This is a genomic window from Lutibacter sp. (genome assembly GCF_016342705.1).
GTDB lineage: Bacteria > Bacteroidota > Bacteroidia > Flavobacteriales > Flavobacteriaceae > Lutibacter.
The window spans coordinates 391,269-402,966 of sequence record NZ_JAEINV010000001.1; the positions used below are offsets into that span (position 1 = coordinate 391,269).

An 11,698-nucleotide genomic window follows, 5' to 3' on the forward strand; every position below is an offset into this window, starting at 1 on the left:
AATTTAAATTATGTATTTTTGCGCACTTAATTTTTTGATTTTGATTAAAATAGGCAATATAGAATTATGTGATTTCCCATTGTTGTTAGCACCAATGGAGGATGTGAGTGATCCACCTTTTAGAGCGTTGTGCAAAGAACAAGGTGCAGATGTGGTGTATACGGAATTTATTTCTTCAGAAGGATTGATTCGTGATGCTGCAAAAAGTAGAAAAAAACTGGATATTTATGAAAAAGAACGTCCAGTTGGAATCCAAATATTTGGAGCAAATTTAGAATCGATGCTTAGAACAGTTGAAATTGTTGAACAATCGAATCCTGATATTATTGATATTAATTTTGGTTGTCCGGTTAAAAAAGTGGTTAGCAAAGGAGCTGGTGCTGGAATTCTAAAGGACATAGATTTAATGGTGAGTTTAACCGAAGCTATGGTAAAACACACCAAATTACCTATCACTGTCAAAACACGTTTGGGTTGGGATGAAGCGTCTATTAAAATTGTGGAGGTTGCTGAACGCTTACAAGATGTTGGTTGTGCTGCAATTTCTATTCATGGTAGAACGCGTAAACAAATGTATAAAGGCAATGCTACTTGGGCGCCAATTGCAGAGGTGAAAAATAATTCTAGAATGCATATTCCTGTTTTTGGAAACGGAGATGTAAATTCTCCTGAAAAAGCCCTAGAAATGAGAGATAAATTTGGTTTGGATGGCGCTATGATTGGCCGTGCAAGTATTGGAAATCCTTGGTTTTTTAAACAAGTAAAGCATTTTTTTGAAACAGGTGAACATTTACCCGAAATTTCTATTGCTGAGCGTGTTGAAATGGCTCGTAGGCATTTGCAGATGGAAATTGATTGGAAAGGTGTTGAGATTGTTGGAGTTATGGAAACGCGTCGTCATTATACCAATTACTTTAAAGGAATTCCAGATTTTAAAGAATATCGTTTAAAAATGGTGAAGTCAGATACAGCGCAAGGCGTTTATGATGCTTTTGATGAAGTGTTACAGAAATTCGCTTAATGAATTATATACGAGTAATTTTAATTGTATTTATTTCATTTTTTTCGTCTTGTATTTTTAATGGAAATTCAAGTGCTGAATTAAAAATAGTTAATTCTTATAAGTTAAATATAAAAGAACCTTCAGGAATTACGTATTTCAACAATTATTTGTTTATTGTAAGTGATTTTAATGGCGTGGTTTATAAAGTTGATTTGAAAGGGAAAATTGTTGATGAAATTAAAATTAAAACTAAAGATTTAGAAGGTATTACTGTTAATGATAATGGAGATTTCTTTGTTGTGAGTGAGTCTAAAAGGGCTTTGTTTCAAATTAATAGTAATGGTGAAATCATTAAAAAAAATAAGGTAAAAGGAAACCAAAAGCACAATAATAGTGGTTTAGAAGGACTTTGTTTTAGTTTGGACAATGATAGTTTTTATGCAGTAAATGAAAAATCACCAAAACAGCTCTTAAATATTTCAAAAAAAGGAAAAATACTTTCAGAAATAAATATAGATTTTGCCAAAGATTTATCGGGTATTTGTGAAGACACTGCTAAAGAGAATCTATGGTTATTGAGTGATGAATCACAAAAAATATTTAAAACTACAAAAAAGGGAGAGCTACTTAAAAGTTATAAAATTCCAGTTAAAAAGGCCGAAGGTATTGTAGTTGTTCAAAAACAAATTTATATTGTGAGTGATTCTCAGAATAAATTATATGTTTTTAAAAAGCCTAATTGATTGTTCAAGTAATTAAATAAAAAAGCAGTTTGAAATTTTCAAACTGCTTTTTTATGGTTAGATATTTAATTTATTTTAAATCGAACCTATCTGCATTCATCACTTTTACCCAAGCACTCACAAAATCATTTACAAATCGTTCTTTATTATCATCTTGTGCGTAAAATTCAGCATAAGATCGTAAAATAGAGTTTGAACCAAACACTAAATCAACTCGTGTAGCAGTAAATTTTACTTGTCCTGTTTTTTTAGAGCGAATATTATACAATCCATTTTCTGAAGGCTCCCAAGCGTAACTCATATCGGTTAGGTTTACAAAAAAGTCGTTAGATAAAGCTCCAACAGCATCTGTAAATACACCGTGTTTTGTATCTCCAAAATTTGTTCCCATAACACGCATACCACCTAATAAAACTGTCATTTCAGGTGCGGTTAATCCCATTAATTGAGTTCTATCTAGCAATAATTCTTCCGGACTTACTATATAATCTTTTTTCAACCAGTTTCTAAAACCATCTGCTACTGGTTCTAATGGTTCAAACGATTCAATATCTGTCATTTCAGCAGTTGCATCTCCTCGGCCAGGAGCAAATGGAACTGAAATAGCTATTCCTGCATTTTTCGCTGCTTTTTCAACACCAACATTTCCTGTTAATACAATGGTATCTGCAATGCTTATTCCAAATTTAGCAGCAATTGGCTCTAAAACTGAAAGTACTTTTGCTAATTTTTTTGGTTCGTTTCCCTCCCAATCTTTTTGAGGACTTAATCTAATTCTTGCGCCATTTGCGCCACCTCGTTTGTCGGAACCTCTAAATGTTCTAGCGCTGTCCCAAGCTGTTGAAACCATTTCAGAAATACTCAATCCAGAAGTTGCAATTTTTTCTTTAATAGCAGCAATATCGTAGGCTGTTTTTCCTTTAGAAATTGGATCTTGCCAAATTAAATCTTCTTTAGGAACATCAGGTCCAAAATAGCAAGATTTTGGTCCCATATCTCTGTGAGTTAATTTAAACCAAGCGCGTGCAAATGCATCGGAAAAAGCATCAAAATCATGCATGAATTTCAATGAAATTTCTTTATAAATGGGATCCATTTTCATAGCCATATCTGCATCCGTCATCATAGGATTATGACGAATAGAAAAGTCTTCAACATCTACAGGTTTATCTTCTACTCTTATAGATTTAGGTTCCCATTGCCAAGCTCCTGCAGGACTTTTTTGCAATTCCCAATCGTGGTTAATAAGCATTTCAAAGAAACCGTTATCCCATTTTGTTGGGTTGGTAGTCCAGGCGCCCTCTAAACCGCTTGTAACCGTATAACGACCTTTACCCGTTTTGTTTGGGTTTTTCCAACCTAAGCCTTGTTCTTCAACACCAGCACTTTCAGGGTCAGGCCCTAATAAACTTGCATCTCCATTTCCGTGAGTTTTTCCAACGGTATGTCCACCAGCTGTTAAGGCAACGGTTTCTTCATCGTTCATGGCCATTCTTTTAAATGTTTCACGAACTTGTTGTGCAGTTTTTAATGGGTCAGGTATTCCATTTACTCCTTCAGGATTTACATAAATTAATCCCATTTGTACAGCGGCTAAAGGGTTTTCCATGGTCGCTGGATTTTCTAAATTTTCATAACGACTATCGCTAGGAGCTAACCATTCTTTTTCTGCACCCCAATAAATATCTTGTTCAGGATGCCAGATGTCTTCACGTCCAAAAGCAAAACCAAATGTTTTTAATCCCATATTTTCATAAGCAATGGTTCCTGCCAAAATAATTAAATCGGCCCAACTTATTTTATTTCCATATTTTTTCTTAATTGGCCAAAGTAAGCGTCTTGCTTTATCTAAATTCACATTGTCTGGCCAAGAGTTAAGAGGAGCAAATCGTTGGTTTCCTGTTCCTCCTCCGCCACGTCCATCAGCAGTTCTATAGGTGCCTGCTGAATGCCAAGCCATACGAATCATTAATCCACCATAATGGCCCCAATCTGCTGGCCACCACTCCTGGCTATCAGTCATTAAATTATTCACATCTTTTTTTAAAGCCTCAACATCTAATTTTTTTAATTCTTCGCGATAATTAAAATTGGGTTTTAAAGGATTTGTTTTTGTATCGTGCTGGTGTAAAATATCTAAATTTAGTGCTTTAGGCCACCAATCCATTACGGATTTGTCTGATGATGTGTTTCCTCCGTGCATTACAGGACATTTTACTGCTTCATTTGTTTCTTCTTTTTTAGGAAATTGGCCATGGTCAATAGGACATTTACCATCTTTTGAACTACTCATGATTTTTATTTTTTAAGTTACAATAAAGTAAGTATAAATTATTATTATCAATAAAAATTAACAATAGTTATTTCTTATACTTAAATAAATATTTAAAGTTTGGGGTGAAGTGAACGACTATTATTGTTTTGAATAACAGTCTAGTAAATTTAATAGAAAAATTTTATTTTAAGCAGAAATCAACTAACTATTATTCAACCAGCTTTTTAGAAATACGACTACTAGCAATTATTGATGCTAAAAAGCCTAAAATCAAAATGGTTGCCATTACGGTAAAAACATTGGCATAATTAAACTCAACAGGATAGGCTAGATTAGGTGTAATCATAAATAAGCTATACTTTTTTTGAAGTAATACGAGCAGTATTCCTATGGTTAGGCCTATAAAAAGTCCAACTACAGATAGTAAAAAGCCTTGTAAAATAAAAACACGTTTTATATCTTTTATGGTTGCGCCAATATTATATAAGGTTTTTAGATTGTCTCTTTTATCTAATATCATCATAATAATAGCGCCAATTACATTAAATAATGCTATTATTAAAATAAGCGTAAATATTAAATAGGAAGCTAAATTCTCTGTATTTAGCATTTTATAAAAAACAGCATTTAGCTGTTCTCTGGTTTCAATTTTAAATTCAGTTCCTAAAGTTATATTTAAATCATCAATTATTTTTGCGCGCTCTTTAATATTGGTGACTTTTAATTCTATTGCTGAAATTTGTTCAGGTTTATAATTCAGTAGTTCTTGTGCAACTTCTAGAGATGTAAATGTGTATTTTTTATCAATTTCATCGGTTAAGGCGAATATGCCAATTGGTTGTGTGTGAATTTCTGTAAAAGCGTTATTTGGATTTGTAATATAGCCAGAACCTGGCTTTGGAACATATATTTTTAGTGGTTCTAAATAATCAAAAACACCAACAGATAAAATAGCTGAAATTCCGTTTCCAACTACTGATCCATAGGGAACTTCAGTATTTAACCAACTTCCAATATAAACAGTAGTATCAATACTATTTACATTGGTGTAATTAACATCAACTCCTTTAATATAGGCAATATGTGTTTTTTGGTGAAATTCAAAAAAAGCACGTTCTTCAATTACTTTTGAAAATGATGCAATTCCTTTTTGTTGTTCAATTTTTGATTGAAATGTTTTATCAAAAAGAAAAGATTTTCCTTTTTCAGAAGTTATTTTAATATCCGGATCAGAAGTGTTTAAAAACCCAATGCTAAATTCTCTAAGTCCAGAAAAACCAGAAAGAACAATAAATAAAGCGAGTGTTCCAATAACAACACCAATTGCAGCAATAAATGTGATAATATTTATAGTATTGTTGCTGCTTTTAGAAAATAAATATCTTTTGGCTATGTAAAAAGGAAAATTCAATTTATCGTTTTTGACGTTTGTCTAAAATATCAGGATTTGTAATTGGATTTTCGTTTTTGCCACGCAAAGCATTGTCAATATTCTCAATATAATCTAAACTATCATCAATATAAAAAGCTAATTCAGGCATTCTTCTAAGTTGATCTCGTGTTCTTCGAGCCATTTCATATCTAATAGTTGAAGTGTTTTCCTGAACTCCTTTTAAAATAATTTCACGTTTTAATTGTGGAAAAACGCTTAAATATACTTTAGCTTGAGATAAATCAGAAGTAACATTTACTTTGGTAACAGATATAATTACGCCCTTCATTCCATCTTGAGCGGCGTGTTGTAGAACTTCTGCTAAATCTTTTTGTAAAACACCTGCTATTTTTTTTTGTCTGTTTGTTTCCATAATGCAAAGATAATAGTTAAATATACATAATTTCTATTTTATTTTTATTCATAACTAATTACTGCGAGTTTTAAAAGTTTTTATGAGTAACGTTTTTTTAAAGTCTTATATTTCTTAAATTTGAGTATCTAATGAATGTGGATATTATACTTTAATTTTTTTTTTTGAACATACACCATTTAAAAATGCCACGAAAAACAGTATTTTTTATAATATTAAGTATATTTTTATTAACAGTATATTTAGTGTTTTCTGGAGCAGAAATTCTTAGTAGACCTTTAATAAATGCTATAGGAATGCCTTTTGGAACATTAATTTCATGGATTGGCATTATAACATTTCCTTTTTCAATTTATTTTGCTTGTAAGCATATTAATAATCCGAAAACTAGATTTTCAAAAAACTATCAAACAGTTTTAAAAATACTAATAATACTAGCATTTTTATGGGGTATTGTGGGTTACTATTTAGCAGATAATTGGGCTTTTAATTTTTCAAGTAAATCAGTATTTAGAGGAGGAGTGAAAGCAGCTACTTATTTTTGGAATTATACTTACACAATAGTTATTTTACCCATACTATTTGTTATTGTTTACGGTTTACATTCAGTATTAAAAAAATAAATATTAACCGAAAATTAAAATAGAAAACAAATTTCTTCGTTCTTAAATTAATCGTTTGTTTCACTTGCTACAACTAACAACAAATTTGTATATTGCAGCCTATTTAATACATATTACTTTTGGATAAATCATTTGAAAAATATCAAAAAAGACGATTAAGATCTTCATACTTTTCGGTTATCATAAGCATTGCTTTGGTGCTTTTTTTGGTAGGAATTTTGGGACTTATTGTTTTAAAAACCAATAGTATAACAAAACATTTTAAAGAAAAAGTGGCTATCACGGTTTTTTTAAAAGACGATGCTAATAATGATGATATCAAAATTTTACAAGCTGAATTAAAAAAGGCGGAGTACACAAAATCTGTTACTTTTATTTCAAAATCCGTTGCTGCAAAAAAATATAGTGAAGAAATAGGTGAAAACTTTTTAGACTTTTTGGGAGAGAATCCGTTGAAAGACGCCATAGATGTTTCATTAAAATCTGATTTTGTGACTCCAGAAAAAATGATGGAAATAGAAAATCAGCTAAAAATTAGAAGTATTGTTGCTGAAGTTTCTTATGATAAACCTTTAATTGAACTTTTAACTAAAAACATAACGCGTTTAAGTTTTTGGATGCTATTATTTAGTGGTTTATTTACACTTATTGCGGTAGTTTTAATTAATAGTTCTATCAGATTATCAGTTTATTCTAAGCGTTTTACTATAAAAACTATGCAAATGGTGGGTGCAACTAAAGGATTTATTAGAGTGCCATTTATTATTCAAAGTATAAAACTAGGAGTTCTTGGAGCCTTAGTTTCTATAACCGGGCTGTTAGTTTTTATTATGTATGTGAATAAAATGGTTCCTGAAATTGAACTTTTATCTGATTATGAAATTTTAGGAATTTTATTTTCAGCAATTATTGCACTTGGAATTTTAATAACTTGGATTAGTACATTTTTTGCAACTCAAAGGTTTTTAAATTTAAGAACCGATGAATTATATTATTAAAAATGAAAGAAAAGAATCAAAATAACCAAAACGAGTTTTTGTTTGGAAAAAGGAATTATATAATAATGCTAATTGGTATAGTAGTTATAGCAGTAGGTTTTATTTTAATGGCAGGAGGCGGAAGTGATGACCCCAATGTTTTTAATGAAGAAATATATAATTTTAGAAGAATCCGTTTAGCACCAACACTAGTTTTAATTGGTTTAGCAATTGAAATTTATGCCATTATGGCGAAGTCTAAAAAGTAAGCATGAATTATATTGAAGCAATTATTTTAGCTATTATTGAAGGGTTTACAGAATATTTACCTGTTTCTTCAACAGGACATTTAATTATTGCATCCTCTTTTATGAAAATTGCAAACGATGATTTTACCAAACTATTTACTATTGTTATTCAGTTAGGTGCTATTTTAGCGGTTTTAGTGTTGTATTGGAAACGCTTTTTTCAAAGTTTAGATTTTTATATTAAGTTATTGGTTGCATTTATTCCTGCTGTAGTTTTGGGTTTATTGTTGAATGATGTAATTGATAAGTTATTAGAGAGTCCATTAGTAGTTGCAACTTCATTAATTTTGGGAGGAATTTTATTGCTAAAAGTTGATGATTGGTTTAAATCTAACGAAGAAATTGATATTAAAAATCCAACGGCACATTCAAATATAAGTTATGTGACGGCTCTTAAAATTGGCTTTTTTCAATGTTTGGCCATGATTCCTGGAACTTCAAGAAGTGGAGCGACAATAGTTGGAGGAATGTCTCAAAAATTAAATAGAAAAACGGCTGCTGAGTTTTCATTTTTTTTAGCAGTGCCAACTATGTTTGGTGCTACAGGTAAAAAATTACACGATTATTTTGGTGCAGGTTTAGTGTTAAATGATGCGCAAATTAACTATTTAATTATCGGAAATATTATAGCCTTTATTGTGGCTTTAATAGCTATTAAATCCTTTATTGATTACTTAAGTAAAAAAGGTTTTAAGGTATTTGGATATTATAGAATTGTTTTAGGAGTTACTTTATTATTTATTCATTATTTTATTTATCCATTATCTATTATTTAATGTTAACTGTTGAAGATTTTAAAAATGGACTAGTTTTATTAATAGATAAACCTTTGGAATGGACTTCCTTTCAGGTAGTTAATAAAGTACGTTGGCATATTCGTCAAAAGTTCAATTTAAAGAAAATAAAAGTTGGACATGCTGGTACTTTAGATCCTTTAGCAAGCGGTTTGTTAATTATTTGCACTGGAAATTTCACAAAAAAAATTGATGAATATCAAGGGCAAATTAAAGAATATACAGGTGAAATAACTTTAGGAGCAACTACGCCAAGTTATGATATGGAAACCGAAGTAAATGAAACCTTTAAAACGGAGCATATTACGGATGCTATAGTTCATAAAACAGTTCAGCAGTTTATTGGTGAAATAGATCAAAAACCACCTATGTTTTCAGCATTAAAAAGAGATGGAGTTAGATTATATGATATGGCTCGCGAAGGAAAATCCATCGAAATTCCTTCTAGAAAAATCACTATTTCAGAATTTGAGCTCACTAAAATTGAATTGCCAAAAGTTGAATTCAGAGTTGTTTGTAGCAAAGGAACATATATTCGTTCATTAGCTTTTGATTATGGCAAAGCGTTAAATTCTGGTGCTTATTTATCAAAATTAAGAAGAACCAAAATAGGTGAATTTAACGTTGAAAATGGGTTAGAACCTTTAGAGTATATTGAAAAACATTTAAGCTAAACTACTTTTTTACCAATCTTCCTAGCCAGCTCTCCATAATATTAATTTCCCAGTTATAACGTAACTCCTCCTTAATAGTTATCATATTATTAAAAACAATAGTTTTTTCAGAAACACCTTTGGATTTTATCATTTTTTTAAACTCAATAATATCTTTGTATTGCACAAATTCTCCTTGCTTATAACAAACATTTATTTTATCTAATAATACAATTTCAAATTTTTTCTCTAGCTCTATAATAAATGAGGTTAAAGCATCGTGCGCTTCAAGGCTAACAGAGTTTTCTGTGTCATTTGCGGTAACAAGAATAAATCTATCGTGCTTAATTAAATAAGAGCATTCAATTTCATTTCTATCGGATTTCCAACTTGATAAAAAAGTTTCTAATTTGGTAGTTATCTCTTCAGTTTCTTGTGGATAAAATTTTCTATTAGAAGGGAAAACCCAAATTTTTGATTCCTCTGGAATAGTACTAAAACCTACGATCATTAATTATAATTTTGGGTAAAGATATTGAAAATAACAGTAGGTTAACCTTATGAAGCCTTTAATAGTTTCAATAGATCGTTCTGAGTGCTGTTTCCTTTATCCTTATTGTACCAAATTTGTAAATCCTTTTTAAACTCGGCATCAATTACACCATTTTTTGCTTTATAATCTTGTACCATTTTAGTAGCAATTAATGGTCTTGGCCCCCAAGTGTTAATAACGTTATTATTTTCATCAATAATTATTGTTTTTGGAATTGATTTGCTTCCATTTGTTAAAAATTGATTCATTAATTCTTCATTTTCATCACGTAGCACAATTTTTAAATCAATTAGATCTGAATTCTCAGCAATTAAATTTAAAATAGGTACAATTTGAGCGGCATCACCACACCAACCTTCAGCAATAACCAAAAAAGTAAATTTTTTATGAAGTTGTTTTAATGAATTTAAAGTTTCTTCAGAAATCTTTAAAGTTTTATCTAGCCTATCCATACGTTTATCGTTTAACAAGCTATAATCTAACAAAGCTTCCGATTGTTCCTCACCAGTTGATAAACCCTGTTGTAGTAAATTTTTAATTGTATCTCTATATTGTTTGTAGGTTAATCCTTTTAATAAACTGCTCTCTATTAGTGCGTTATTCATATTTTTTTATTATTTTTAACTCAATAATTTGTCGACTTTTCATTTAAAGCTTACAATTTAATGTAGATAGTTAATTTAGTTGGGCAAATTTACAGTATTTTCAGTGTAGTTATGTTACTTGAATTACCAATAAAAAGATAAAAACATCTTTTATTCTTTAAATTATGATTTTTATCATATTTGTTGTGATTTTAGAATCTTACATTTGTTGAATTATCATTAACGTTAATAATATATTTTATGAAAAAAATCAATTTAACCTTTGCGCTTTTAGCAGTATCAGCACTTTTCATTGTTTCTTGCAATGGGGGAGAAAAAAAACAAACAAGTGAAACTACAGCAACAGAAGTTGTTAAAACAGGACTTGGACAATCGGCTGTAAAAGATACAGTTTCAGCAGCAAACGTATTACAAGTTGCACAATCTTTAGATGATTTTAAAACATTGGTTGTTGCAGTTAAAGCAGCAGGTGTAGAAGATGCGCTAGTTAATACAGGGCCATTAACAGTTTTTGCACCAGTAAATGCTGCATTTGATAAATTACCAGCAGGAACAGTGGAAGATTTATTAAAGCCTGAAAATAAATCGAAATTAGCAATGATTTTAAAAAATCACGTTGCACCAGCAAATTATCCTGACACTCAATTATCTAAAGAAGCAAAAAAAGGAAGAAAATTGTATATGGCTTCTGGCAATTATTTAGTAGTTGAAGAGAAAGAAGATGGTATTTATGTAGGTGGAACAAAAATATTAAAAACTGTTCAAGTAAGTAATGGTTGGATACATGTAATTGATAATTTATTACTTCCGACAGAATAATTAAATAAATCAAAAATTAAATAATAAGAGTAACATGAAATTAAAAGTATTTGTATTAGCTGGTATGGTGGCATTAGTTGCAAGCTGTGGAAGTGATGGAAAAAAGGATGATAAATCTGCGCAACCACAAGAGGAAGTTAAAGAAGCAGTTGAAGTTGACCCAATGAAAGATAAAGGAATTGGACCAGTTAAAAGTATAACTTTAGGAGAAATTGATCAAGCAATGGCAGATCAAGGTCATGAATTGTTTAAAGCAAAGTGTTCAGCATGTCATAAAGAAGATAAACGTTTTGTTGGGCCTGCTTTAGCAGGTGTAACAGAAAGACGTACTCCTGAATGGATTATGAATATGATTTTAAATCCTGAAGTAATGGTTGCTGAAAATCCAATTGCAAAACAATTATTGGCAGAATATTTATCTCCAATGGCAAATCAAAGTTTAACTGAGCAAGAAGCAAGGTTCGTATTAGAATACTTCAGAACTTTAAAGGTTGCAGAATAAACCTTCATAAGTAAAAAAGAAAACAACAAACAAACAAA

General features: G+C 30.4%; 14 protein-coding genes. 9 read left to right on the forward strand and 5 right to left on the reverse strand.

Annotation, left to right across the window (positions count from 1 at the left end):
• Positions 1 to 40 precede the first annotated feature (40 nt).
• Positions 41 to 1,021, forward strand: a complete 981-nt coding sequence (gene dusB, locus JEY78_RS01500; protein WP_291846202.1) for a tRNA dihydrouridine synthase DusB — start codon at positions 41 to 43, stop codon at positions 1,019 to 1,021.
• The gene (locus tag JEY78_RS01505) at positions 1,021 to 1,746 is read left to right on the forward strand and encodes an SdiA-regulated domain-containing protein (protein ID WP_291846203.1); all 726 of its coding nucleotides are present in this window, start codon (positions 1,021 to 1,023) and stop codon (positions 1,744 to 1,746) included. The genes dusB and JEY78_RS01505 overlap by 1 nt, the downstream gene beginning before the upstream one ends.
• 70 nt (positions 1,747 to 1,816) lie before the next feature.
• On the opposite strand, the gene katG is transcribed toward JEY78_RS01505, so the two are convergent.
• The 3 genes from katG to rbfA all read right to left on the reverse strand — a co-directional run bounded on the left by katG (position 1,817) and on the right by rbfA (position 5,829).
• Positions 1,817 to 4,039 (reverse strand): catalase/peroxidase HPI, encoded by a 2,223-nt coding sequence (gene katG / locus JEY78_RS01510; RefSeq protein WP_291846205.1) that lies wholly within the window; start codon positions 4,037 to 4,039, stop codon positions 1,817 to 1,819.
• A gap of 190 nt (positions 4,040 to 4,229) precedes the next feature.
• On the reverse strand, positions 4,230 to 5,432 hold the full coding sequence (locus JEY78_RS01515) for an FtsX-like permease family protein (protein WP_291846206.1): 1,203 nt from the start codon (positions 5,430 to 5,432) through the stop codon (positions 4,230 to 4,232).
• 1 nt (position 5,433) lies between these two features.
• A complete protein-coding gene (gene rbfA / locus JEY78_RS01520; protein WP_291846397.1) occupies positions 5,434 to 5,829 on the reverse strand; it encodes a 30S ribosome-binding factor RbfA in 396 nt (131 codons plus the stop codon).
• A 182-nt stretch (positions 5,830 to 6,011) separates the two neighbouring features.
• Between rbfA and JEY78_RS01525 the strand changes: the two genes are divergently transcribed.
• The 5 genes from JEY78_RS01525 to truB all read left to right on the forward strand — a co-directional run bounded on the left by JEY78_RS01525 (position 6,012) and on the right by truB (position 9,202).
• Complete coding sequence (locus JEY78_RS01525) at positions 6,012 to 6,449, forward strand: hypothetical protein (protein ID WP_291846207.1); 438 nt, start codon at positions 6,012 to 6,014, stop codon at positions 6,447 to 6,449.
• A 119-nt stretch (positions 6,450 to 6,568) separates the two neighbouring features.
• Complete coding sequence (locus JEY78_RS01530) at positions 6,569 to 7,447, forward strand: permease-like cell division protein FtsX (RefSeq protein WP_291846208.1); 879 nt, start codon at positions 6,569 to 6,571, stop codon at positions 7,445 to 7,447.
• Positions 7,448 to 7,449: 2 nt separating this feature from the next.
• Positions 7,450 to 7,695, forward strand: a complete 246-nt coding sequence (locus tag JEY78_RS01535) for a DUF3098 domain-containing protein (RefSeq protein ID WP_291846209.1) — start codon at positions 7,450 to 7,452, stop codon at positions 7,693 to 7,695.
• A gap of 2 nt (positions 7,696 to 7,697) precedes the next feature.
• Positions 7,698 to 8,510 (forward strand): undecaprenyl-diphosphate phosphatase, encoded by an 813-nt coding sequence (locus JEY78_RS01540; RefSeq protein WP_291846210.1) that lies wholly within the window; start codon positions 7,698 to 7,700, stop codon positions 8,508 to 8,510.
• Positions 8,510 to 9,202 carry a tRNA pseudouridine(55) synthase TruB gene (gene truB, locus JEY78_RS01545; protein WP_291846211.1) on the forward strand — a complete coding sequence of 231 codons (693 nt, stop codon included), beginning with the start codon at positions 8,510 to 8,512 and terminating at the stop codon, positions 9,200 to 9,202. The genes JEY78_RS01540 and truB overlap by 1 nt, the downstream gene beginning before the upstream one ends.
• Position 9,203: 1 nt before the next feature.
• On the opposite strand, the gene JEY78_RS01550 is transcribed toward truB, so the two are convergent.
• Together JEY78_RS01550 and JEY78_RS01555 are read right to left on the reverse strand one after the other, a co-directional pair.
• The gene (locus tag JEY78_RS01550) at positions 9,204 to 9,692 is read right to left on the reverse strand and encodes an ABC transporter ATPase (RefSeq protein ID WP_291846212.1); all 489 of its coding nucleotides are present in this window, start codon (positions 9,690 to 9,692) and stop codon (positions 9,204 to 9,206) included.
• Between the two features lie 47 nt (positions 9,693 to 9,739).
• Positions 9,740 to 10,339 (reverse strand): thioredoxin family protein, encoded by a 600-nt coding sequence (locus JEY78_RS01555; RefSeq protein ID WP_291846213.1) that lies wholly within the window; start codon positions 10,337 to 10,339, stop codon positions 9,740 to 9,742.
• A 240-nt stretch (positions 10,340 to 10,579) separates the two neighbouring features.
• On the opposite strand from JEY78_RS01555, the gene JEY78_RS01560 reads away from it, so the two are divergent.
• Both JEY78_RS01560 and JEY78_RS01565 read left to right on the forward strand, forming a co-directional pair.
• Positions 10,580 to 11,158 (forward strand): fasciclin domain-containing protein, encoded by a 579-nt coding sequence (locus tag JEY78_RS01560; protein WP_291846215.1) that lies wholly within the window; start codon positions 10,580 to 10,582, stop codon positions 11,156 to 11,158.
• A gap of 34 nt (positions 11,159 to 11,192) precedes the next feature.
• Complete coding sequence (locus JEY78_RS01565; protein WP_291846216.1) at positions 11,193 to 11,660, forward strand: c-type cytochrome; 468 nt, start codon at positions 11,193 to 11,195, stop codon at positions 11,658 to 11,660.
• Positions 11,661 to 11,698: the final 38 nt, after the last annotated feature.

What these genes read in the sequence shown, in the direction of transcription:
- JEY78_RS01540 (WP_291846210.1), top strand. Translation starts at nt 7,698, where the DNA reads ATGAATTATATTGAAGCAATTATTTTAGCTATTATTGAAGGGTTTACA.
- JEY78_RS01525 (WP_291846207.1), top strand. Translation starts at nt 6,012, where the DNA reads ATGCCACGAAAAACAGTATTTTTTATAATATTAAGTATATTTTTATTA.
- JEY78_RS01560 (WP_291846215.1), top strand. Translation starts at nt 10,580, where the DNA reads ATGAAAAAAATCAATTTAACCTTTGCGCTTTTAGCAGTATCAGCACTT.
- katG (WP_291846205.1), bottom strand. Translation starts at nt 4,039, where the DNA reads ATGAGTAGTTCAAAAGATGGTAAATGTCCTATTGACCATGGCCAATTT.
- JEY78_RS01565 (WP_291846216.1), top strand. Translation starts at nt 11,193, where the DNA reads ATGAAATTAAAAGTATTTGTATTAGCTGGTATGGTGGCATTAGTTGCA.
- JEY78_RS01535 (WP_291846209.1), top strand. Translation starts at nt 7,450, where the DNA reads ATGAAAGAAAAGAATCAAAATAACCAAAACGAGTTTTTGTTTGGAAAA.
- JEY78_RS01550 (WP_291846212.1), bottom strand. Translation starts at nt 9,692, where the DNA reads ATGATCGTAGGTTTTAGTACTATTCCAGAGGAATCAAAAATTTGGGTT.
- truB (WP_291846211.1), top strand. Translation starts at nt 8,510, where the DNA reads ATGTTAACTGTTGAAGATTTTAAAAATGGACTAGTTTTATTAATAGAT.
- JEY78_RS01505 (WP_291846203.1), top strand. Translation starts at nt 1,021, where the DNA reads ATGAATTATATACGAGTAATTTTAATTGTATTTATTTCATTTTTTTCG.
- JEY78_RS01555 (WP_291846213.1), bottom strand. Translation starts at nt 10,339, where the DNA reads ATGAATAACGCACTAATAGAGAGCAGTTTATTAAAAGGATTAACCTAC.